The 20,130-nt window shown below is 65.7% G+C and carries 28 protein-coding genes; 1 reads left to right on the top strand and 27 read right to left on the bottom strand.

What is annotated here, in order from left to right; translation table 11 throughout:
* Positions 1-25: 25 nt before the first annotated feature.
* The 25 genes from rpmD to rpsL all read right to left on the bottom strand — a co-directional run bounded on the left by rpmD (position 26) and on the right by rpsL (position 14,501).
* Positions 26-208, bottom strand: a complete 183-nt coding sequence (gene rpmD / locus P1K89_RS08725; protein ID WP_284615988.1) for a 50S ribosomal protein L30 — start codon at positions 206-208, stop codon at positions 26-28.
* Positions 209-232: 24 nt separating this feature from the next.
* Positions 233-751, bottom strand: coding sequence for a 30S ribosomal protein S5 (rpsE, locus tag P1K89_RS08730; RefSeq protein ID WP_284615989.1), 519 nt, complete (start codon positions 749-751; stop codon positions 233-235).
* Positions 752-763: 12 nt separating this feature from the next.
* A complete protein-coding gene (gene rplR, locus P1K89_RS08735; protein ID WP_284615990.1) occupies positions 764-1,126 on the bottom strand; it encodes a 50S ribosomal protein L18 in 363 nt (120 codons plus the stop codon).
* A gap of 10 nt (positions 1,127-1,136) precedes the next feature.
* Positions 1,137-1,670 carry a 50S ribosomal protein L6 gene (rplF, locus tag P1K89_RS08740; protein WP_284615991.1) on the bottom strand — a complete coding sequence of 178 codons (534 nt, stop codon included), beginning with the start codon at positions 1,668-1,670 and terminating at the stop codon, positions 1,137-1,139.
* A 15-nt stretch (positions 1,671-1,685) separates the two neighbouring features.
* On the bottom strand, positions 1,686-2,081 hold the full coding sequence (gene rpsH / locus P1K89_RS08745; RefSeq protein WP_284615992.1) for a 30S ribosomal protein S8: 396 nt from the start codon (positions 2,079-2,081) through the stop codon (positions 1,686-1,688).
* Positions 2,082-2,108: 27 nt separating this feature from the next.
* On the bottom strand, positions 2,109-2,414 hold the full coding sequence (rpsN, locus tag P1K89_RS08750; RefSeq protein ID WP_284615993.1) for a 30S ribosomal protein S14: 306 nt from the start codon (positions 2,412-2,414) through the stop codon (positions 2,109-2,111).
* A gap of 10 nt (positions 2,415-2,424) precedes the next feature.
* Positions 2,425-2,964 carry a 50S ribosomal protein L5 gene (rplE, locus tag P1K89_RS08755; protein WP_284615994.1) on the bottom strand — a complete coding sequence of 180 codons (540 nt, stop codon included), beginning with the start codon at positions 2,962-2,964 and terminating at the stop codon, positions 2,425-2,427.
* 9 nt (positions 2,965-2,973) lie between these two features.
* On the bottom strand, positions 2,974-3,291 hold the full coding sequence (gene rplX / locus P1K89_RS08760; RefSeq protein ID WP_284615995.1) for a 50S ribosomal protein L24: 318 nt from the start codon (positions 3,289-3,291) through the stop codon (positions 2,974-2,976).
* A 23-nt stretch (positions 3,292-3,314) separates the two neighbouring features.
* Positions 3,315-3,683 carry a 50S ribosomal protein L14 gene (gene rplN, locus P1K89_RS08765; RefSeq protein WP_137945232.1) on the bottom strand — a complete coding sequence of 123 codons (369 nt, stop codon included), beginning with the start codon at positions 3,681-3,683 and terminating at the stop codon, positions 3,315-3,317.
* Positions 3,684-3,868: 185 nt separating this feature from the next.
* Positions 3,869-4,384, bottom strand: a complete 516-nt coding sequence (locus P1K89_RS08770) for a peroxiredoxin (protein WP_284615996.1) — start codon at positions 4,382-4,384, stop codon at positions 3,869-3,871.
* A gap of 111 nt (positions 4,385-4,495) precedes the next feature.
* Positions 4,496-4,750 (bottom strand): 30S ribosomal protein S17, encoded by a 255-nt coding sequence (rpsQ, locus tag P1K89_RS08775; RefSeq protein ID WP_284616342.1) that lies wholly within the window; start codon positions 4,748-4,750, stop codon positions 4,496-4,498.
* Positions 4,751-4,773: 23 nt separating this feature from the next.
* Positions 4,774-4,977: a 50S ribosomal protein L29 gene (gene rpmC, locus P1K89_RS08780; RefSeq protein ID WP_284615997.1), complete on the bottom strand. Its 204-nt coding sequence runs from the start codon at positions 4,975-4,977 to the stop codon at positions 4,774-4,776.
* A 14-nt stretch (positions 4,978-4,991) separates the two neighbouring features.
* Complete coding sequence (gene rplP / locus P1K89_RS08785; protein WP_284615998.1) at positions 4,992-5,408, bottom strand: 50S ribosomal protein L16; 417 nt, start codon at positions 5,406-5,408, stop codon at positions 4,992-4,994.
* Positions 5,409-5,420: 12 nt separating this feature from the next.
* Complete coding sequence (gene rpsC / locus P1K89_RS08790; RefSeq protein WP_284615999.1) at positions 5,421-6,317, bottom strand: 30S ribosomal protein S3; 897 nt, start codon at positions 6,315-6,317, stop codon at positions 5,421-5,423.
* Positions 6,318-6,332: 15 nt separating this feature from the next.
* Positions 6,333-6,662: a 50S ribosomal protein L22 gene (gene rplV / locus P1K89_RS08795; RefSeq protein WP_284616000.1), complete on the bottom strand. Its 330-nt coding sequence runs from the start codon at positions 6,660-6,662 to the stop codon at positions 6,333-6,335.
* 10 nt (positions 6,663-6,672) lie between these two features.
* Entirely contained in the window at positions 6,673-6,948 is a 276-nt protein-coding gene (gene rpsS / locus P1K89_RS08800; RefSeq protein WP_284616001.1) for a 30S ribosomal protein S19, read from the bottom strand.
* A 9-nt stretch (positions 6,949-6,957) separates the two neighbouring features.
* On the bottom strand, positions 6,958-7,782 hold the full coding sequence (rplB, locus tag P1K89_RS08805; protein ID WP_284616002.1) for a 50S ribosomal protein L2: 825 nt from the start codon (positions 7,780-7,782) through the stop codon (positions 6,958-6,960).
* Positions 7,783-7,785: 3 nt separating this feature from the next.
* Complete coding sequence (gene rplW, locus P1K89_RS08810) at positions 7,786-8,100, bottom strand: 50S ribosomal protein L23 (protein WP_284616003.1); 315 nt, start codon at positions 8,098-8,100, stop codon at positions 7,786-7,788.
* Entirely contained in the window at positions 8,097-8,717 is a 621-nt protein-coding gene (gene rplD, locus P1K89_RS08815) for a 50S ribosomal protein L4 (RefSeq protein ID WP_284616004.1), read from the bottom strand. Before rplD ends, rplW begins: the two co-directional genes overlap by 4 nt.
* 2 nt (positions 8,718-8,719) lie before the next feature.
* Entirely contained in the window at positions 8,720-9,397 is a 678-nt protein-coding gene (gene rplC / locus P1K89_RS08820; RefSeq protein WP_284616005.1) for a 50S ribosomal protein L3, read from the bottom strand.
* A 216-nt stretch (positions 9,398-9,613) separates the two neighbouring features.
* Positions 9,614-9,925, bottom strand: a complete 312-nt coding sequence (gene rpsJ / locus P1K89_RS08825; RefSeq protein WP_173121442.1) for a 30S ribosomal protein S10 — start codon at positions 9,923-9,925, stop codon at positions 9,614-9,616.
* A 10-nt stretch (positions 9,926-9,935) separates the two neighbouring features.
* Positions 9,936-11,126: an elongation factor Tu gene (tuf, locus tag P1K89_RS08830; protein ID WP_284616006.1), complete on the bottom strand. Its 1,191-nt coding sequence runs from the start codon at positions 11,124-11,126 to the stop codon at positions 9,936-9,938.
* A gap of 133 nt (positions 11,127-11,259) precedes the next feature.
* A complete protein-coding gene (fusA, locus tag P1K89_RS08835; RefSeq protein ID WP_284616007.1) occupies positions 11,260-13,362 on the bottom strand; it encodes an elongation factor G in 2,103 nt (700 codons plus the stop codon).
* Between the two features lie 102 nt (positions 13,363-13,464).
* Positions 13,465-13,935, bottom strand: a complete 471-nt coding sequence (gene rpsG, locus P1K89_RS08840; protein WP_173121435.1) for a 30S ribosomal protein S7 — start codon at positions 13,933-13,935, stop codon at positions 13,465-13,467.
* A gap of 188 nt (positions 13,936-14,123) precedes the next feature.
* Positions 14,124-14,501, bottom strand: a complete 378-nt coding sequence (rpsL, locus tag P1K89_RS08845) for a 30S ribosomal protein S12 (RefSeq protein WP_284616008.1) — start codon at positions 14,499-14,501, stop codon at positions 14,124-14,126.
* Positions 14,502-14,744: 243 nt separating this feature from the next.
* Here rpsL and P1K89_RS08850 point away from each other — a divergent pair, with 243 nt between their 5' ends.
* The gene (locus tag P1K89_RS08850; protein ID WP_284616009.1) at positions 14,745-15,185 is read left to right on the top strand and encodes a putative toxin-antitoxin system toxin component, PIN family; all 441 of its coding nucleotides are present in this window, start codon (positions 14,745-14,747) and stop codon (positions 15,183-15,185) included.
* Here the strand turns inward: P1K89_RS08850 and P1K89_RS08855 are convergent.
* A complete protein-coding gene (locus tag P1K89_RS08855) occupies positions 15,175-15,729 on the bottom strand; it encodes an outer membrane beta-barrel protein (RefSeq protein ID WP_284616010.1) in 555 nt (184 codons plus the stop codon). The two genes, P1K89_RS08850 and P1K89_RS08855, sit on opposite strands and share 11 nt — an antisense overlap.
* Positions 15,730-15,892: 163 nt before the next feature.
* A complete protein-coding gene (gene rpoC, locus P1K89_RS08860) occupies positions 15,893-20,128 on the bottom strand; it encodes a DNA-directed RNA polymerase subunit beta' (protein ID WP_284616011.1) in 4,236 nt (1,411 codons plus the stop codon).
* Positions 20,129-20,130: the final 2 nt, after the last annotated feature.

Genomic DNA, 20,130 nt, shown 5'->3' on the forward strand with positions numbered 1-20,130 from the left:
GTTGACTGTCCTCGGTGCGCCGTGCTTACAGCACCTGCACCAGGTAAGCGACCTTGTTGATCATGCCGCGCACCGCCGGCGTGTCTTCGAGCACGCGCTGGCTGTTGAGCTGGCGCAGGCCGAGGCCGCGAACGGTGTCGCGGTGCGACTGCTTGCAGCCGATGGGGCTGCGAACCAGCTTGACCGTGAGGGTTTTCTTGTCCGACATGGGAATGCTCCGTCGCTGCGTCGATCAGTTGAAGATCTCTTCAACCGTCTTGCCGCGCTTGGCCGCCACTTCAGCGGCGGTGGTCGAGCGCTTCAGCGCGTCCAGCGTGGCCCGAACCATGTTGTACGGGTTGCTCGAGCCGAGGCTCTTGGCGACGATGTCCGTGACACCCATCACCTCGAACACTGCGCGCATCGGGCCGCCGGCAATGATGCCGGTACCGGCCGGCGCGGGCGCCAGCAGGACCTTGGCCGCACCGTGCTCGCCGCGCACGTTGTGGTGCACGGTGCCGTTGCGCAGCTGCACCTTGAACATGTTGCGGCGTGCGCCTTCCATGGCCTTCTGCACCGACACCGGCACTTCCTTGGCCTTGCCCTTGCCCATGCCGATGCGGCCGTCGCCGTCACCGACGACGGTCAGCGCCGCGAAGCTCAGCGTGCGACCACCCTTGACGACCTTGGTGACGCGGTTGACCGCGATCATCTTTTCCTTCAGGCCGTCGTCGTTGCCTTCGGTCTGGGCGCGAGGTTGAAACTTTGCCATTTGCTTAAGTCCTTAGAACTGCAGGCCGGCTTCGCGAGCGGCCTCGGCCAGCGCCTTGACGCGGCCGTGGTAGGCAAAGCCCGAACGGTCGAACGCGACCTTCTCGACGCCGGCGGCCTTGGCCTTCTCGGCGATGCGCTTGCCGACCAGCGCGGCGGCGGCCGTGTTGCCACCCTTGTCCTTGCCGATCTGCTCGCGCACTTCCTTCTCGGCGGTCGACGCCGAGGCCAGGATGCGCTGGCCGTCGTCGGAGACGACGCTGGCGTAGATGTGCAGGTTGGAACGGAAGACCGTCAGGCGAACCGCACCCTGGATCGCGATCCGGGCACGGGTCTGGCGGGAGCGACGCAGGCGCTGTTCTTTCTTCGTCAGCATGTTCGGCTCCTTACTTCTTCTTCGTTTCCTTCAGCACCACGCGCTCGTCGGCGTAGCGGATGCCCTTGCCCTTGTAGGGCTCGGGCGGACGGATCGCGCGCACTTCGGCAGCCACCTGGCCGACGGCCTGGCGGTCTGCACCCTTGATCAGGATCTCGGTCTGCGTCGGGCACTCGACCTTGATGCCGGCGGGCATCTCCTTGGCCACCGGGTGCGAGAACCCGATCTGCAGGTTCAGCTTGGTGCCTTGCGCCTGGGCCCGGAAGCCCACGCCGACCAGGTTCAGCTTCTTCTCGAAGCCCTTGCTGACGCCGTTGACCATGTTGTTGACGAGCGCACGCATCGTGCCGCTCATCGCGTTGGCTTCGACGCTGTCGTTGGCCGGAGCCATCTTCAGCACCGCGCCATCCTTCTGCACCGTGACCAGGGGGTTGGTCGCACGCGTCAGCGTGCCGTTAGCACCCTTGACGGTGATCTGGTCGGCCGTGACCTGGACGTCCACGCCTTGCGGGACGTTGATCGGCATCTTTCCTACGCGGGACATTGTCGTCTCTCCTCGTCAGGCCACGTAGCAAAGCACTTCGCCGCCGACACCGGTCTGGCGCGCCTTGCGATCCGTCATCACGCCCTTGGGGGTCGTGACGATGGCGACGCCGAGGCCGTTCATCACTTGCGGGATCGCGTCGCGTCCCTTGTAGATGCGCAGGCCGGGGCGGCTGACACGCTCGATGCGCTCGATCACCGGGCGACCGGCGTAGTACTTCAGCGCGATCTCGAGCTCGCTCTTGGCGCCCTCGGTCTTGACGGCGAAACCGTCGATGTAGCCCTCGTCCTTCAGGACCTGGGCAATCGCCACCTTCAGCTTCGACGACGGCATCACGACGACCGCCTTCTCGATCATCTGCGCGTTGCGGATGCGCGTCAGCATGTCGGCGATGGGATCACTCATGCTCATTGTGTATCTCCTTCGGGCCGCCGCTGATTACCAGCTGGCCTTGACCACGCCCGGGATGTCGCCCTTGAAGGCGAGCTCGCGGATCTTGCTGCGGCCGAGGCCGAACTTGCGGAACGTGCCGCGCGGACGACCGGTCAGCTCGCAACGATTGCGCAGACGGGTCGGGTTGGAATTGCGCGGCAGCTTCTGCAGCTCCAGGCGGGCCAGGTAGCGCTCTTCGTCGGACTTCGACGCGTCGTTGGCGACGGCCTTCAGCTCGGCGTGCTTCTTCGAGAACTTGGCGACCAGCTTCTCGCGCTTGGCTTCGCGCTGCTTCAGGGACAGTTTGGCCATGGTTGCGCCTTTAGTTCTTGAACGGGAAGCGGAAGGCAGCGAGCAGCGCCTTGCACTCGTCGTCGGTCTTCGCGGTGGTCGTGAAGCTGATGTTCAGACCGCGGATCGCGTCGATCTTGTCGTACTCGATCTCGGGGAAGATGATCTGTTCCTTGACGCCGACGTTGTAGTTGCCGCGGCCGTCGAACGAACGGCCCGAGATGCCGCGGAAGTCGCGCACGCGCGGCAGCGCGATCGTCACGAAGCGGTCCAGGAATTCGTACATCTGGACGCCGCGCAGCGTGACCATGCAGCCGATCGGCAGGTTCTCGCGGATCTTGAAGCCGGCGATCGCCTTGCGCGACTTGGTGATCACGGGCTTCTGGCCAGCGATCTTCGTCAGGTCGCCGACGGCGTGATCCATCACCTTCTTGTCGGCGACAGCTTCGCTGACACCCATGTTGAGCGTGATCTTCGTCAGGCGAGGCACTTGCATCACCGACTGGTAGCCGAACTTCTTGACGAGGTCCGGCACGATCTTCTCGCGGTAAATCTCTTGCAGACGAGCCATGTCGACCTCTTACGCCTTGATCTCTTCGCCGCTGGACTTGTAGACGCGCACACGCTTGCCGTCAGCCAGGGTCTTGACACCCACGCGATCGGCCTTGCCGGTGGCGGCATTGAAGATCGCGACGTTGGATTGGTTGATCGGCATCGTCTTGTCGACCACGCCGCCGGTCGTGCCCTTCATCGGGTTCGGCTTGACGTGCTTCTTCACCACGTTGATGCCTTCGACGACGACATGGTCCTCGTCGACGCGCAGCGACACCGTGCCGCGCTTGCCCTTGTCGCGGCCGGTCAACACGATGACCTGGTCGCCCTTGCGAATCTTGTTCATGGCCTGTCCTTCGATCTGGGCGCTTACAGCACTTCCGGCGCCAGCGACACGATCTTCATGAAGCGCTCGGTACGCAGTTCGCGCGTGACCGGGCCGAAGATGCGGGTGCCGATCGGCTCGAGCTTGGCGTTGAGCAGCACGGCGGCGTTGCCGTCGAACTTGACGAGCGAGCCATCCTGGCGGCGCACGCCCTTGGCGGTGCGCACGACGACGGCCGAGTAGATCTCGCCCTTCTTGACGCGCCCGCGCGGCGCAGCTTCCTTGATCGACACCTTGATGATGTCGCCGATGCCGGCATAACGGCGCTTGGAGCCGCCCAGCACCTTGATGCACATGACGGACTTCGCGCCCGTGTTGTCGGCCACGTCGAGCCGCGATTGCATTTGGATCATTAGATGTCCCCAACTTGTCCCGTCGCACAGCCCATGGGCGATGCATCGGTCAGTCTTGGGCCCGTCAGCACCTCCTGACGGAGACACTGCTTGGGCGGATCCATCGACCGTCTCGAACGAACGTACGAGGCCGGTCGACGGCGAAGCTGCGGATTATGCGGGCTTTCTCGCCCGCGCGTCAAGCGTCAGGCGCGAAGGGCCTTCGCCTGCGCGAGCATCGTGTCGGCGTCGCTGACCTCGAACTTGCCGGGCCCCTCGACGTTGAGGCTCTTGACGACCCCGTCCTTCACGAGCATCGAGTAGCGCGCCGAGCGCAGGCCCATGCCCTTGGCCGTCAGGTCCAGCGTGAGGCCGGTGGCCTTCGCGAAGTCGGCGCTGCCGTCGGCCATCATGCGCACCTTGCCGCCCGCATGCTGGTCGCGGCCCCAGGCGCCCATCACGAACGCGTCGTTGACGGATACGCACCAGATCTCGTCGACGCCGGCGGCCTTCAGCTCGTCGACCTTGGCGACGTAACCCGGCACGTGCTTGGCGGAGCAGGTCGGCGTGAACGCGCCGGGCAGACCGAAGATCGCGACAGTCTTGCCGGCGCTCTCCTTCTGGATGTCGAAGCTGTTCGGTCCGACCGAGCAACCGTTGCCCTCGACCTCGATGAACTCGTTGAGCGTGCCTGCGGGCAGCTTGTCGCCAACCTTGATCATGCGGTTCTCCTCGTCTTGGGAATCAGGAATGTGAAACGGCCGGGCGCCGAGTATTCCAGCGTTCCGGCCGTTCCAGGCGGACGGGGCGGATGCCCCGTCTCGCGCGTAGGCTTAGACGATCTGCGCCTTCTGGAGCAGCTTCGTGACGACCCACGACTTGGTCTTGCTGATCGGACGGCCTTCGGCGATCTCGACCAGGTCGCCCAGGTGGTACTCGCCCTTCTCGTCATGCGCGTGGTACTTGCGCGAACGGCCGACGATCTTGCCGTACAGCTCGTGCGTGACGCGGCGCTCGACGAGCACGGTCACCGTCTTGGCACGCTTGTCGCTGACGACGCGGCCGATCAGCGTGCGGGTGTTCTTCACCGGCGTCTGGACTTGGGCTTCGCTCACTTCGCGGCTCCCTTCTTCTTCTCGGCCAGGATGGTCTTGGCGCGGGCGATGTCACGGCGGGTCGACTTCAGCGTGGCAGTATTGCCCAGCTGCTGCGTGCCCTTCTGCATGCGCAGTCCGAAGTGGGCCTTGAGCAGGTCGGTGACCTCCTTCTCGAGGCCCGCGACGTCCTTGGCGCGCAGATCAGTTGCTTTGCTCATGGTGTGTCTCCGGGTCAGGCGCCGACCTGGCGCGTGACGAAGGTGCAGCGCAGCGGCAGCTTGGCAGCGGCCAGCGTGAACGCTTCGCGCGCCAGTTCCTCGGGCACGCCGTTCAGTTCGTACAGCACCTTGCCCGGCTGGATTTCGGCGACGTAGTACTCGGGGTTGCCCTTGCCGTTACCCATCCGCACTTCGGCCGGCTTCTGCGAGATCGGCTTGTCCGGGAAGATGCGGATGAAGATGCGGCCGCCCCGCTTGATGTGACGCGAGATCGCGCGGCGAGCCGCCTCGATCTGGCGCGCGGTGATGCGGCCGCGCTCGGTGGCCTTGAGGCCGAAGTCGCCGAACGACACGGCGGCACCGCGCGTGGCGATGCCGGTGTTGCGGCCCTTCTGTTCCTTGCGGAACTTGCGACGTGCTGGTTGCAGCATGTTCTGTTCTCCTTACGCGGCGCCGGTGCCGGGCGTGGGCGCCTTGCGCACGCGCTTGACGGCCGGGCGGTCGCCTGCCGGGGCGTCGCCCGGCTTGCTGTCGGGCGACACGGGCGAGACGACGTCGGTGCGCGGCATGTCGGCGCGCGCGCCGCGATCACGGTCGCCACCGGGGCGCGGGCCACGGCGGTCGGGCGCACCCGGCCCGCCAGGACGCGGACCACGGCGCGGACGGCGCTCTTCTTCCTGACCCTCGGGCTTCGCGCCCGGCGCGTCACCGCGGCCGAGGTTGTCGCCACGGTAGACCCAGCACTTGACGCCGATGACGCCGTACGTGGTCTTGGCTTCCGAGAAGCCGTAGTCGATGTCGGCGCGCAGCGTGTGCAGCGGCACGCGGCCTTCGCGGTACCACTCGGTGCGGGCAATCTCGATGCCGTTCAGGCGGCCGGCGGACATGATCTTGATGCCCTGCGCGCCCAGGCGCATCGCGTTCTGCATTGCGCGCTTCATCGCGCGGCGGAACATGATGCGCTTCTCGAGCTGCTGGGTGATCGAGTCGGCGATCAGCTGGGCATCGATCTCGGGCTTGCGCACTTCCTCGATGTTCACCGCGACCGGCACGCCCAGGCGGCGCGCCAGCTCGGCCTTCAGGTTCTCGATGTCCTCGCCCTTCTTGCCGATCACGACGCCCGGACGGGCCGAGAAGATCGTGATGCGGGCGTTCTTGGCGGGGCGCTCGATGAGGATGCGCGAGACCGCGGCATTCTTCAGGCGCTTCTTCAGGAACTCGCGCACCTGCAGGTCTTCGGCCAGCATGCCGGCGAAGTTGCGGTTCGACGCGTACCAGCGCGAAGCCCACGCACGCGTGACGGCCAGGCGGAAGCCGGTCGGATGGATTTTCTGTCCCATGGTCTTCCTTGCCTGTCAGTTGCCGACGGTGACGAAGATGTGGCAGGTCGGCTTGCTAATGCGGTTGCCTCGACCCTTCGCACGAGCGGAGAAACGCTTCAGCGTCGCACCCTGCTCGACGTAGATCGACTTGACCTTCAGTTCGTCGATGTCGGCGCCGTCGTTGTGCTCGGCGTTCGCGATCGCCGACTCCAGCGCCTTCTTGACGATGCCGGCGGCCTTCTTCTGCGTGAAGGCGAGGATGTTCAGCGCCTGGTCGACCTTCTTGCCGCGGATCAGGTCCGCAACGAGGCGGCCCTTGTCGACAGACAGGCGCACACCGCGGACGATTGCTTTGGTTTCCATCGTCGGCCCCTTACTTCTTCGCCTTCTTGTCCGCCGGGTGACCCTTGAACGTGCGGGTCATGGCGAACTCGCCGAGCTTGTGGCCGACCATCTGGTCGGTCACGTACACGGGGACGTGTTGCTTGCCGTTGTGCACCGCGATCGTCAGGCCGATGAAATCGGGCAGGATCGTCGAGCGGCGCGACCAGGTCTTGATCGGCTTCTTGTCCTTGATGGACACGGCCTTGTCGACCTTGGCCATCAGGTGGTGGTCCACGAAGGGACCCTTCTTGAGTGAGCGTGCCATGGTGGACCCTTACTTCTTGCGACGCGACACGATCATGTTCTGCGTGCGCTTGTTGTTGCGGGTGCGGTAGCCCTTGGTCAGCGTGTTCCACGGCGACACCGGTGCGCGCGCCTCGCCGGTGCGGCCTTCGCCGCCGCCGTGCGGGTGGTCCACCGGGTTCATCGCGACGCCGCGCACGGTCGGGCGGATGCCCATCCAGCGCTTGACGCCTGCCTTGCCGTACTGACGCAGGTTGTGCTCTTCGTTCGACACCTCGCCGATCGTGGCGCGGCAGTCGATGTGGATCTTGCGCACTTCACCCGAGCGCAGGCGGACCTGCGCGTAGATGCCTTCGCGGGCCATCAGCGTGACCGCGGCACCCGCCGAACGCGCGATCTGCGCGCCCTTGCCCGGCAGCATCTCGACGCAGTGGATCGTCGCACCCACCGGGATGTTGCGGATCGGCAGCGTATTGCCGGCCTTGATCGGCGCCTCGGCGCCGGACATCAGCGTCGCGCCGACTTCCAGGCCGCGCGGGGCGATGATGTAGCGGCGCTCGCCATCGGCGTAGCAGACCAGCGCGATGTGGGCGGTGCGGTTCGGGTCGTACTCGATGCGCTCGACCTTCGCCGGGATGCCGTCCTTGTTGCGGACGAAATCGACGACGCGGTAGTGGTGCTTGTGACCACCACCCTTGTGCCGCATCGTGATGTGGCCGTTGTTGTTGCGGCCGGAGTTCTGCTTCTGCGGCTCCAGCAGCGACGCCTCGGGCGCGCCCTTGTGCAGATGCTTGTGCACGACCTTCACGACGGCGCGGCGGCCAGGCGAGGTTGGTTTGACTTTGACGACGGCCATGATTTACGCAGCCTCCCCGGAGAAGTTGAGCTCCTGGCCGGGCTTCAGCGACACGTACGCCTTCTTCGCGTGGTCGCGACGGCCGGTACGGCCGCCGAAGCGCTTGACCTTGCCCTTCTGGTTGGCGACCTGCACGTCCTTCACCTCGACCTTGAACAGCAGCTCGACCGCTGCCTTGATCTCGGGCTTGGTGGCATCGCGCAGCACCTTGAACAGCACCTGGTTGTGCTTCTCGGCGACGCTCGTGGCCTTCTCGGACACGATCGGCGCGATCAGCACCTGGGCCAGGCGACCCTCATCGAACTTCGGGGTGCTCATGCGAACATCTCCTTGAGCTGCTCGATCGCGCCCTTGGTCACCAGCACCTTCTTGTAGAAGACCAGCGACAGCGGATCGGCGTAGCGCGGCTCGACCACCAGCACGTTGGCGAGGTTGCGCGAGGCCAGCGCCAGGTTCTCGTCGACCGAGTCGGCGATCACCAGCACGGAATCGAGGCCCATGGCCTTGAACTTGGCGGCCAGCAGCTTGGTCTTCGGCGCGTCGACGCTGATGGAGTCCACCACCGCCAGGCGGCCGTCGCGGGCCAGCTGCGAGAAGATCGACGCCATGCCGGCGCGGTACATCTTCTTGTTGACCTTGTGCGAGAAATTCTCGTCCGGCAGGTTCGGGAAGGCGCGACCGCCTCCACGCCAGATCGGCGACGACGTCATGCCCGCGCGCGCGCGGCCGGTGCCCTTCTGGCGCCACGGCTTCTTCGTGCTGTGCTTGACCGACTCGCGGTTCTTCTGGGCGCGCGTGCCCTGGCGTGCGTTGGCCTGGTAGGCGACGACGACCTGGTGGACGAGCGCTTCGTTGTAGTCGCGGCCGAACACGGTGTCCGGCGCGTCGACCTTGGCCGAAGCCTGGCCTTGTTCGTTCAGGAGCTCGAGTTGCATGTTCAGGCTCCCTTCTTCGCCTTGACCTTGACGGCTGGGCGGACGGTCACGAAGCCGCTCTTGGCACCCGGCACCGCGCCACGGACCAGCAGCAGCTGGCGGGTCTCGTCGATGCGCACGATGTCGAGGTTCTGCGTCGTGACGGTTTCGTCGCCGAGGTGACCCGACATGCGCTTGCCCGGGAACACGCGCCCCGGATCCTGCGCCATCGAGATCGAGCCCGGCACGTTGTGCGAACGGCTGTTGCCGTGGGAAGCGCGCTGCGAACTGAAGTTGTGGCGCTTGATCGTGCCCGTGAAGCCCTTGCCGATCGACGTGCCCTGCACGTCGACCTTCTGGCCGACGGCAAACAACGTCACAGGGACTTGAGCACCCGCGGCGTACTGGCCGACGACGTCGGCGGGAACGCGGAATTCCTGGAGGATCTCACCGGCTTCCACGCCCGCCTTCGCGAGGTGGCCGGCTTCCGGCTTGGTCACGCGCGAGGCCTTGCGCGAACCGAACGCCACTTGCAGGGCGTTGTAGCCGTCGGTCTGCTCGGTCTTGACCTGGGTGATGCGGTTGTTCGACACGTCGAGCACCGTCACGGGGACGGCGTCGCCCTCGTCCGTGAAGATGCGCATCATGCCGACCTTGCGGCCCAGCAAACCGAGGCGATAGCTGTGTGCAGCTGTCGTCATGGCTTTTCTCCAGCACCGGTTGCACGGGATCACCCGCACGCGCAGCGCCTTTGTTTCAAACACCCGACATCGATTGGCCGGGAGCGGTTGGTCGCCTTGCGGCCCCGATGACTCGAGGCCTCAAAACGGATCGGGCAGCCATCGAGGGCCGCCGCGAAAAGCTTGCGAGTATAGCCTTCTTGCAGGTTGCCCCACAAGAAGGCTCGCTCGAATCCCTTACTGAAGCTTGATCTCGACGTCCACGCCGGCCGGCAGATCCAGCTTCATCAGCGCGTCGACCGTCTTGTCCGTCGGGTCGACGATGTCCATCAGGCGCTGGTGCGTGCGGATCTCGAACTGGTCGCGGCTCGTCTTGTTGACGTGCGGCGAACGCAGGATGTCGAAACGCTGCATGCGCGTCGGCAGGGGCACCGGACCCTTGACGATCGCGCCGGTGCGCTTGGCGGTCTCGACGATCTCGAGCGCCGACTGGTCGATCAGCTTGTAGTCGAAGGCCTTCAGGCGGATGCGGATCTTTTGCTTTTGCATGGGGTCCGCCTTACTCGATGATCTTGGCCACGACGCCGGCGCCGACGGTACGGCCGCCTTCGCGGATCGCGAAGCGCAGGCCTTCTTCCATCGCGATCGGCGCGATCAGCTTCACCGTGATGCTGACGTTGTCGCCAGGCATCACCATTTCCTTGTCCTTCGGCAGCTCCACCGCGCCGGTCACGTCCGTCGTGCGGAAGTAGAACTGCGGGCGGTAGTTGTTGAAGAACGGCGTGTGACGGCCGCCTTCTTCCTTGCTCAGCACGTACACCTCGGCCGTGAAGTGCGTGTGCGGCTTGATCGAGCCCGGCTTGCACAGGACCTGACCGCGCTCGACTTCCTCGCGCTTCGTGCCGCGCAGCAGGATGCCCACGTTGTCGCCCGCCTGGCCCTGGTCCAGCAGCTTGCGGAACATCTCCACGCCCGTGCAGGTCGTCTTCTGCGTGGCCTTGATGCCCACGATCTCGATTTCTTCGCCGACCTTGATCACGCCGCGCTCCACGCGACCCGTGACCACCGTGCCACGACCCGAGATCGAGAACACGTCTTCCACCGGCATCAGGAACGCGCCGTCGATCGCGCGCTCGGGCGTCGGGATGTAGCTGTCCAGCGCATCGGCGAGCTTCATGATCGCCTGCTCGCCCAGCGGACCCTTGTCGCCTTCCATCGCCAGCTTCGCGCTGCCGTGCACGATCGGGGTGTCGTCGCCGGGGAAGTCGTACTTCGACAGCAGCTCGCGCACTTCCATCTCGACGAGCTCCAGCAGCTCGGCGTCGTCGACCATGTCGCACTTGTTCAGGAACACGATGATGTACGGCACGCCCACCTGGCGGGCCAGCAGGATGTGCTCGCGCGTCTGCGGCATCGGGCCGTCAGCGGCCGAGCACACCAGGATCGCGCCGTCCATCTGCGCCGCGCCCGTGATCATGTTCTTCACATAGTCCGCGTGCCCCGGGCAGTCCACGTGCGCGTAGTGACGGTTCGCCGTCTCGTACTCCACGTGCGCCGTGTTGATCGTGATCCCGCGCGCCTTCTCTTCCGGCGCCGCGTCGATCTGGTCGTACGCCTTCGCCTCGCCGCCGAACTTCGACGCCAGCACCGACGTGATCGCCGCCGTCAGCGTCGTCTTGCCATGGTCCACGTGACCGATCGTGCCCACGTTCACGTGCGGCTTGGTCCGTTCGAACTTACCCTTTGCCATTTCTTTCTCCAGAAAAGAGCATCGCACCGTGTCTGTTTAAGGTCTCCATCCGATGTCCGCCACGGGCAACGGACGACGAGGGATGAAGACCGATTGAAACGCCGGAGCGGCGCCTGGCCGCTCCGGCGGCTTGTTACTTCGCGCGCGACGTGATGATCGCGTCGGCGACGTTCTTCGGAGCTTCGGCGTAGTGCTTGAACTCCATCGTGTACGTCGCGCGTCCCTGCGACATCGAGCGCAGCGTCGTCGAGTAGCCGAACATCTCCGACAGCGGCACCTCGGCCTTGATGATCTTGCCGCCGCCAGGCATGTCGTCCATGCCCTGCACCATGCCGCGACGGGACGACAGGTCGCCCATCACCGAACCGGCGTAGTCTTCCGGCGTCTCGACCTCGACGGCCATCATCGGCTCCAGGATCACCGGGCTGGCCTTGCGGCAGCCGTCCTTGAAGCCGATGGACGCGGCCATCTTGAACGCGTTTTCGTTCGAGTCGACTTCGTGGTACGAACCGAAGGTCAGCGTGACCTTCACGTCGACCACGGGGTAGCCGGCCAGCACGCCAGCCGGCAGCGAATCCACGAGGCCCTTCTCGACCGCGGGGATGAACTCGCGCGGCACCACGCCGCCCTTGATCGCGTCGACGAACTCGAAGCCCTTGCCCGGCTCCTGCGGCTCGATCTTCAACACGACGTGACCGTACTGACCCTTGCCGCCGGACTGGCGAACGAACTTGCCTTCGACGTCCTCGACCGCCTTGCGGATGGTCTCGCGGTACGCCACCTGCGGCTTGCCGACGTTCGCCTCGACACCGAACTCGCGCTTCATGCGGTCGACGATGATCTCGAGGTGCAGCTCGCCCATGCCGGAGATGATGGTCTGGCCGCTCTCTTCGTCGGTACGCAGGCGGAACGACGGATCCTCGGCGGCCAGGCGACCCAGCGCGATGCCCATCTTCTCCTGGTCGGCCTTGGTCTTCGGCTCGACGGCCTGCGAGATCACCGGCTCCGGGAAGACCATCTTCTCGAGCGTGATGATGTGATCCGGGTCGCACAGCGTCTCGCCGGTGGTCACGTCCTTCAGGCCCACGCAGGCGGCGATGTCGCCGGCCAGGATCTCCTTGATTTCTTCACGCTGGTTGGCGTGCATCTGCAGGATCCGGCCGATGCGTTCCTTCTTGCCGCGGATCGGGTTGTAGACCGAGTCGCCCGACTTCAGCACGCCCGAGTAGACGCGCACGAAGGTCAGCTGGCCGACGTACGGGTCGGTCATCAGCTTGAACGCCAGCGCGGCGAACTTCTCGTTGTCATCGGCCTTGCGCACGACCTCCTTCTCGTCCTCGTCGGTGCCCGGCACCGGCGGGATGTCGATCGGCGAGGGCATGAACTCGATCACGGCGTCCAGCATGCGCTGCACGCCCTTGTTCTTGAACGCGGTGCCGCACAGCATCGGCTGGATCTCGCCGGCGATCGTGCGCGTGCGCAGGCCCTGCTTGATCTCGGCCTCGGTCAGCTCGCCGGTCTCGAGGTACTTGTTCATCAGCTCTTCGCTGGCTTCAGCGGCGGCCTCGACCATGCCCTCGCGCCACTTGGCGCACTCGGCCTCGAGCTCCGCGGGGATGTCCTCGTAGTTGAACTTCATGCCCTGCGAGGCCTCGTCCCAGATGATGGCCTTCATCTTCAGCAGGTCGACGACGCCCTTGAAGTTCTCTTCGGCGCCGATCGGCACGACGATGGGCACGGGGTTGGCCTTCAGACGGGTCTTCATCTGCTCGAAGACCTTGAAGAAGTTCGCGCCGGTGCGGTCCATCTTGTTGACGAACGCCAGGCGCGGCACCTTGTACTTGTTGGCCTGGCGCCAGACGGTTTCCGACTGCGGCTGCACGCCACCCACGGCGCAATAGACCATGCACGCACCGTCGAGCACGCGCATCGAGCGCTCGACCTCGATCGTGAAGTCGACGTGGCCCGGGGTGTCGATGATGTTGATGCGGTGCTCGGGGAAGGACAGGTCCATGCCCTTCCAGAAGCAGGTCGTCGCGGCGGACGTGATGGTGATGCCCCGCTCCTGCTCCTGCTCCATCCAGTCCATCGTGGCGGCGCCGTCGTGCACCTCACCGATCTTGTGGTTCACGCCGGTGTAGTACAGGATGCGCTCGGTCGTGGTGGTCTTGCCGGCATCGATGTGCGCAGAGATACCGATGTTGCGGTAGCGCTCGATGGGGGTCTTGCGGGACATGATTGACTCCAAATACAGGGGCCGCCCTCGGGTTGGTACTAACCCTGTGGGGCGGCCGGAGGCGGTGGGCGGGCTCGATGCGCCGAGCCCTGAGCGCGCTGTTTAGAAGCGGAAGTGCGAGAACGCCTTGTTGGCCTCGGCCATGCGGTGGACTTCATCGCGCTTCTTCATCGCGCCGCCGCGGCCTTCGCTGGCCTCGAGCAGTTCGTTGGCCAGGCGGGCGGCCATCGACTTCTCGCCGCGCTTGCGCGCGCTTTCCTTCAGCCAGCGCATGGCCAGGGCCAGCCGGCGAACGGGGCGAACTTCCACGGGAACTTGGTAGTTCGCACCGCCGACGCGGCGGGACTTGACCTCGACCATCGGCTTCACGTTGTTGATCGCGATCATGAAGATCTCGAGCGGGTCCTTGCCGGCCTTCTTCTCGACCTGGTCGAGCGCGCCATAGATGATGCGCTCGGCCACGGCCTTCTTGCCGGACTCCATGATGACGTTCATGAACTTGGACAGATCGACCGAGCCGAACTTCGGGTCGGGCAGGATCTCGCGCTTCGGTACTTCGCGACGACGTGGCATGGGACTCTTCCTTTTCTAGCTTCAGCTGGTGTCCGGGCTTCTGAGCCCGCACCGGAGAGATCACGCAACGAATCTCTCGCTTACTCGGCGGCTCTTCGACTGTGTGAGCTCACCGCAACAATCACGTCACCAGCATCGCCGATGAACGTGTCTTCCGCTTGTCAGGCCCGGAATCGGACCCGCTGGCCTCAGGCCTTCTTGGGACGCTTCGCGCCGTACTTCGAACGCGACTGCTTGCGGTCCTTGACGCCCTGCAGGTCGAGCGAACCGCGGACGATGTGGTAACGCACGCCCGGCAGATCCTTGACCCGGCCGCCGCGCACGAGCACCACGCTGTGCTCCTGCAGGTTGTGGCCTTCGCCGCCGATGTACGAGATCACCTCGAAACCGTTGGTCAGGCGCACCTTGGCGACCTTGCGCAGCGCCGAGTTCGGCTTCTTGGGCGTCGTGGTGTAGACGCGGGTGCAGACGCCGCGGCGCTGCGGACAGTCCTGCATCGCCGGCGACTTGCTCTTGGTGGCCTCGACCTGACGGCCGTGGCGCACGAGCTGGTTGATGGTTGGCATAGTGGTAACTTGTTCCCGTTTGAAGTCACTCGCTTGTCGGCGCCTGCCGCCCGACGCACTTGGTGTGCGTCGACCCGCCCGGCGCGCTGGAAGCGCAAATGGCGCCGATCCCCAGGATTCCCGAGGGTTCGACGCCGATGTCCGGTCAGGGCCGCCCTTCGATGAAGGCAGCGGAAATTGCCGAAAAGCCCGCGATTATATTCGTGGGTTCTTTTCGCCCGCAAGCCGCCGTTGGGAAGGCCCGTGGAGAGCGTCGTCGAATCCGTCATCGATACCAATGTGCTGCTGGACTGGCTGGTCTTCCGGGACCCGCGGGTGGCGCCGCTGGTCGCCGCGATCGAGGCGGGCCGGCTGCAGTGGATCGCCAGCGCGGCGATGCTCGACGAGCTGAAGCACGTGCAGCGCAAGCCGCAGTTGCAGGGGCGCCTGCCGGCGCCGGACACGCTGACCGAGGCTGCCGCCCGGTGGTGCCGGGTGGTCCCTCCGGTCGCACCGGGTCGTCCCACGCTCATCTGCACCGACGCGGACGACCAGAAGTTCATCGACCTGGCGCTCGCCCGTCCGACACCTTGGTTGTTCAGCCGCGACCGGGCGCTGCTGGCCCTGGCGCGCAGGGCGCGGCCGCACGGGATCGTCGTGTGCCCGCCGGAAGCCTGGCGCGAGTTGGCCGCTGCTAGAAGTTGACGCGCACGCCGGCAGACAGGAGGTCGACATCCCCCTTGTCGCCGAAGACGTCGAAGCGGTAGCGCTCCCACTCGATGCGCGCCGCCCACTGCGGGTTGAACGCGTACTCGGCGCCGAGGCCCGCCTTCCAGCGGGTGCCGTGGTCGGCGTCGCTGCCGGCGACGGGCGCGTCGAGCCTGGCACGACCGGTGAAGACGCCCGCGCGCGCCAGCACGGAGAAGTTCGCTCCCAGCGGCACGGTGCCGACCGCATCGAGGTACAGCCCGTGACCACGCAGGGTCACCGTGCCCGGAATGACGCCGCCGGTGTATCGCGCGCGACCCAGGCGCGCGTAGCCCAGTTCAGCCGCGAAGTTCGGGCCGAAACGCCAGCCGCCGAAGACCTTGCCCGCCGTGTCGCGCCGGTCGACGCCAAAGTTCGGCAACTGCTCGGTCTTCCAGTCGGACTGGCCGAGGGACGCGCCGCCGTAGAGGCCTTCGGCCTGGGCGACCGACGCGGCGGCCAGCAGCAACGCGACCCGGGCGGGCCGGAGGATCTGGTTCATGGAGGACCTCGCTGAAGCAATCGTGGTTCGGTCGATGCTAGCCAGGGCCGTTCCATTCAGACGTTAGGGGACGTTATGGAGGTTGCAGCGCCGCCGGCCTTGCGGTCACCCAGAAAAAAGGGCGGCCGAAGCCGCCCTTTCGGGATTGCCGGTGAGGTCCGGATCAATCGATGGTGCCGGAACCCTCGGGGCCGCTCGGCGTGGCGGCGTCGACGGCCGCCAGCTGCACGGCCGCCAGCTCCTCGGCTTCCTGCATCGCGATCGCGCGGCGCTCGGTCTCGTCCATCTCTTCCTTGGCCTTGCGCGCGAGGTGGTACGCCATGCCGGTGCCTGCGGGGATCAGGCGGCCGACGATGACGTTCTCCTTGAGGCCGCGCAGCTCGTCGCGCTTGCCCATGATCGCGGCTTCGGTCAGCACGCGCGTCGTCTCCTGGAACGACGCGGCGGACAGGAACGAGTCCGTCGACAACGAGGCCTTCGTGATACCCAGCAGCACGTCCGCGTAGGTCGCCGGCACCTTGCCTTCGCCACGCAGGCGGTCGTTGGTGTCGAAGAGCTCGGAACGCTCGACCTGCTCACCAGCGATGTACTCGCTGTCGCCCGGGGCGACGATCTGCACTCGTCGCAGCATCTGGCGGACGATCACCTCGATGTGCTTGTCGTTGATCTTCACGCCCTGCAGACGGTAGACGTCCTGCACTTCGTCGACGATGTAGCGCGCGAGTTCCTCGACGCCCAGCAGGCGCAGGATGTCCTGCGGGTCTGCCGCGCCGTCGACGATCAGCTCGCCCTTGTTGACCACCTGGCCTTCGTGCACCAGGATGTTCTTTTCCTTGGGCACCAGCTCCTCGTGCACCTTGCCGTCCGGATCGGTGATCTGCAGGCGGATCTTGCCCTTGGTCTCCTTGCCGAACGACACCGTGCCGGTCTGCTCGGCCAGGATGCCGACGTCCTTCGGCGAACGGGCTTCGAAGAGCTCCGCCACTCGCGGCAGACCGCCGGTGATGTCGCGCGTCTTCTGGCCTTCGACCGGAATGCGCGCCAGCACCTCGCCGGGCGCCAGGTCCTGGCCGTCGCGCACCTGGATCAGCGAGCCCACCGGGAAGGCGATCGCCACCGAGTGGTCGGTGCCGGGGATCTTGACCTCGCTGCCCGACGCGTCGAGCAGCTTGACCAGCGGACGCACCACCTTGGCGGCACCGCGGCGCTTCGGATCGATCACCACCAGCGTCGACAGGCCGGTGACCTCGTCGACCTGCTTGGCGACGGTGACGCCTTCCTCGACGTTCTCGAACTTCGCGCGACCGGCGAATTCCGTGATGATCGGGCGGGTCAGCGGGTCCCAGTTCGCCAGCACCGTGCCGGCCTTGATCGGCTGGTCGGCCTTGACGTTCAGCAGCGCGCCGTACGGCACCTTGTGGCGCTCGCGCTCGCGGCCGTGCGGGTCGGTGATGATGATCTCGCCGGAACGCGAGATCACGACCAGTTCGCCCTTGCCGTTGGTCACGTAGCGCATCGTCGTGTTGAACGCGATGATGCCTTCGGACTTCGCCTCGACGCTGTTCGCCACCGCCGCGCGCGATGCCGCACCGCCGATGTGGAACGTGCGCATCGTCAGCTGCGTGCCCGGCTCGCCGATCGACTGTGCGGCGATCACGCCCACCGCTTCGCCGGTGTTGACCAGGCCGCCGCGGCCGAGGTCACGGCCATAGCAGCGTGCGCAGATGCCGAAGCGCGTGGAACAGGTCAGCGGCGTGCGGACCTTGACCTCGTCGACGCCGGCGGCCTCGATCGCATCGAGCGCTTCCTCGTCGAGCATCTGGCCCGAGCCGATGATCGTCGCCTGCGTCTCGGGGTGCAGCACCTCGACCGCGGAGACACGACCCAGGATGCGGTCGCGCAGCGATTCGATCACTTCACCGCCTTCGACCAGTGCGCGCGTCGCGAAGCCGTGTTCGGTGCCGCAGTCCTCCTCGGTGACCATCAGGTCCTGGGTCACGTCGACGAGACGACGCGTCAGGTAGCCAGAGTTTGCTGTCTTCAGCGCGGTGTCCGCGAGGCCCTTGCGGGCGCCGTGGGTCGAGATGAAGTACTGCAGCACGTTCAGGCCTTCACGGAAGTTCGCCGTGATCGGCGTCTCGATGATCGAGCCGTCCGGCTTCGCCATCAGGCCGCGCATGCCGGCCAGCTGGCGAATCTGCGCCGCGGAACCGCGGGCGCCGGAGTCGGCCATCATGTAGATCGAGTTGAACGACTCCTGGTCGACTTCCTTGCCGTGGCGGTCCAGGACCTTCTGCTTGGCAAGCTGGGCCATCATGACCTTGCCCACTTCGTCACCGGTCTTGCCCCAGATGTCGACGACCTTGTTGTAGCGCTCGCCGGCGGTCACCAGACCCGAGACGTACTGCTGCTCGATCTCCTTGACTTCCTTCTCGGCGCGCTCGATCAGGCCGTGCTTCTCCTTCGGCACCAGCATGTCGTCGATGGCGATCGAGATGCCGGCGCGCGTGGCGAGGCGGAAGCCGCTCTGCAGCAGCTTGTCGGCCAGGACGACGGTCTCCTTCAGTCCACACTTGCGGAACGAGACGTTGATCAGGCGCGAGATCTCCTTCTTCTTCAGCGCCTTGTTGATGTTCGAGAACGGCAGGCCCTTGGGCAGGATCTCGGACAGCAGCGCACGGCCGACGGTGGTCTCGACGAGCTTGGTCTCCGGCGTGAAATCGCCGTCCTTGCCCTTGACCCACTCGGTCATGCGCACGGCGATCTTCGCGGTGACCTCGACCTGGGCGTTGTCCAGTGCGCGCTGCACTTCGGCGAGGTCGGAGAACACCATGCCCTCGCCCTTGCCGTTCGTGCGTTCGCGCGTGGCGTAGTACAGGCCCAGCACCACGTCCTGCGACGGCACGATCGACGGCTCGCCCGAGGCCGGGAAGAGCACGTTGTTCGACGACAGCATCAGCGCGCGCGCTTCCATCTGCGCCTCGATCGACAACGGCACGTGCACGGCCATCTGGTCGCCGTCGAAGTCGGCGTTGAAGGCCGAGCAGACGAGCGGGTGCAGCTGGATCGCCTTGCCCTCGATCAGCACCGGCTCGAAAGCCTGGATGCCGAGGCGGTGCAGCGTCGGCGCGCGGTTCAGCAGGACCGGATGCTCCTTGATGACTTCCTCGAGGATGTCCCAGACCACCGGCGTGCCGGACTCGACTTCCTTCTTCGCGGCCTTGATGGTGGTCGCGATGCCCATCGCCTCGAGGCGGCTGAAGATGAAGGGCTTGAACAGCTCCAGCGCCATCAGCTTCGGCAGGCCGCACTGGTGCAGCTTGAGCGTCGGGCCCACGGTGATGACCGAACGGCCCGAGTAGTCGACACGCTTGCCGAGCAGGTTCTGCCGGAAGCGGCCGCCCTTGCCCTTGATCATGTCGGCCAGCGACTTCAGCGCGCGCTTGTTCGCGCCGGTCATCGCCTTGCCGCGGCGGCCGTTGTCGAGCAGCGAGTCGACCGCCTCCTGCAGCATGCGCTTCTCGTTGCGCACGATGATCTCTGGCGCCTTCAGCTCGAGCAGCCGCGCCAGGCGGTTGTTGCGGTTGATGACGCGGCGATAGAGGTCGTTGAGGTCCGAGGTGGCGAAGCGGCCGCCGTCCAGGGGAACGAGCGGACGCAGGTCCGGCGGCAGCACCGGCAGCACCGTCATCACCATCCACTCGGGCTTCATGCCGCTCTTCTTGAAGGCCTCCAGCACCTTCAGGCGCTTGGAGTTCTTCTTGATCTTCAGCTCCGAGCCGGTCATGTCGTTGCGGATCTTGTCGATCTCAACGTCCAGGTCCATCTCGGCGAGCAGCTTCTGCACGCCCTCGGCGCCCATCAGCGCGATGAACTCGTCACCGTACTCGGTGCGCTTCGCGTCGTAGTCCTCCTCGGTCATGATGGAGAACTTCTTCAGCGGGGTCATGCCGGGGTCGACCACGACATACGCCTCGAAATACAGCACGCGCTCGATGTCGCGCAGCGTCATGTCGAGCACCAGGCCCAGGCGCGACGGCAGCGACTTCAGGAACCAGATGTGCGCGCACGGCGCGGCCAGGTCGATGTGGCCCATGCGGTCGCGGCGGACCTTGGTCTGGGTCACTTCGACGCCGCACTTCTCGCAGATCACGCCGCGGTGCTTCAGGCGCTTGTACTTGCCGCACAGGCACTCGTAGTCCTTGATCGGGCCGAAGATCTTGGCGCAGAACAGGCCATCACGTTCCGGCTTGAAGGTCCGGTAGTTGATGGTCTCGGGCTTCTTCACCTCGCCGAACGACCACGAGCGGATCTTTTCCGGCGAAGCAATGCCGATCTTGATCGCGTCGAAGTGTTCATCCGGGGTGAACTGCTTGAACAGGTCCAACAAACCCTTCATGT

This window comes from Aquabacterium humicola, from assembly GCF_030167915.1.
GTDB lineage: Bacteria > Pseudomonadota > Gammaproteobacteria > Burkholderiales > Burkholderiaceae_C > Pseudaquabacterium > Pseudaquabacterium humicola.

Bases quoted from the DNA above. Each gene is read 5' to 3' on its own strand.
- rpmD (WP_284615988.1), bottom strand. From the start codon at position 208: ATGTCGGACAAGAAAACCCTCACGGTCAAGCTGGTTCGCAGCCCCATC.
- rpsE (WP_284615989.1), bottom strand. From the start codon at position 751: ATGGCAAAGTTTCAACCTCGCGCCCAGACCGAAGGCAACGACGACGGC.
- rplR (WP_284615990.1), bottom strand. From the start codon at position 1,126: ATGCTGACGAAGAAAGAACAGCGCCTGCGTCGCTCCCGCCAGACCCGT.
- rplF (WP_284615991.1), bottom strand. From the start codon at position 1,670: ATGTCCCGCGTAGGAAAGATGCCGATCAACGTCCCGCAAGGCGTGGAC.
- rpsH (WP_284615992.1), bottom strand. From the start codon at position 2,081: ATGAGCATGAGTGATCCCATCGCCGACATGCTGACGCGCATCCGCAAC.
- rpsN (WP_284615993.1), bottom strand. From the start codon at position 2,414: ATGGCCAAACTGTCCCTGAAGCAGCGCGAAGCCAAGCGCGAGAAGCTG.
- rplE (WP_284615994.1), bottom strand. From the start codon at position 2,964: ATGGCTCGTCTGCAAGAGATTTACCGCGAGAAGATCGTGCCGGACCTC.
- rplX (WP_284615995.1), bottom strand. From the start codon at position 3,291: ATGAACAAGATTCGCAAGGGCGACCAGGTCATCGTGTTGACCGGCCGC.
- rplN (WP_137945232.1), bottom strand. From the start codon at position 3,683: ATGATCCAAATGCAATCGCGGCTCGACGTGGCCGACAACACGGGCGCG.
- P1K89_RS08770 (WP_284615996.1), bottom strand. From the start codon at position 4,384: ATGATCAAGGTTGGCGACAAGCTGCCCGCAGGCACGCTCAACGAGTTC.
- rpmC (WP_284615997.1), bottom strand. From the start codon at position 4,977: ATGAGCAAAGCAACTGATCTGCGCGCCAAGGACGTCGCGGGCCTCGAG.
- rplP (WP_284615998.1), bottom strand. From the start codon at position 5,408: ATGCTGCAACCAGCACGTCGCAAGTTCCGCAAGGAACAGAAGGGCCGC.
- rpsC (WP_284615999.1), bottom strand. From the start codon at position 6,317: ATGGGACAGAAAATCCATCCGACCGGCTTCCGCCTGGCCGTCACGCGT.
- rplV (WP_284616000.1), bottom strand. From the start codon at position 6,662: ATGGAAACCAAAGCAATCGTCCGCGGTGTGCGCCTGTCTGTCGACAAG.
- rpsS (WP_284616001.1), bottom strand. From the start codon at position 6,948: ATGGCACGCTCACTCAAGAAGGGTCCCTTCGTGGACCACCACCTGATG.
- rplB (WP_284616002.1), bottom strand. From the start codon at position 7,782: ATGGCCGTCGTCAAAGTCAAACCAACCTCGCCTGGCCGCCGCGCCGTC.
- rplW (WP_284616003.1), bottom strand. From the start codon at position 8,100: ATGAGCACCCCGAAGTTCGATGAGGGTCGCCTGGCCCAGGTGCTGATC.
- rplD (WP_284616004.1), bottom strand. From the start codon at position 8,717: ATGCAACTCGAGCTCCTGAACGAACAAGGCCAGGCTTCGGCCAAGGTC.
- rplC (WP_284616005.1), bottom strand. From the start codon at position 9,397: ATGACGACAGCTGCACACAGCTATCGCCTCGGTTTGCTGGGCCGCAAG.
- rpsJ (WP_173121442.1), bottom strand. From the start codon at position 9,925: ATGCAAAAGCAAAAGATCCGCATCCGCCTGAAGGCCTTCGACTACAAG.
- tuf (WP_284616006.1), bottom strand. From the start codon at position 11,126: ATGGCAAAGGGTAAGTTCGAACGGACCAAGCCGCACGTGAACGTGGGC.
- fusA (WP_284616007.1), bottom strand. From the start codon at position 13,362: ATGTCCCGCAAGACCCCCATCGAGCGCTACCGCAACATCGGTATCTCT.
- rpsG (WP_173121435.1), bottom strand. From the start codon at position 13,935: ATGCCACGTCGTCGCGAAGTACCGAAGCGCGAGATCCTGCCCGACCCG.
- rpsL (WP_284616008.1), bottom strand. From the start codon at position 14,501: ATGCCAACCATCAACCAGCTCGTGCGCCACGGCCGTCAGGTCGAGGCC.
- P1K89_RS08855 (WP_284616010.1), bottom strand. From the start codon at position 15,729: ATGAACCAGATCCTCCGGCCCGCCCGGGTCGCGTTGCTGCTGGCCGCC.
- rpoC (WP_284616011.1), bottom strand. From the start codon at position 20,128: ATGAAGGGTTTGTTGGACCTGTTCAAGCAGTTCACCCCGGATGAACAC.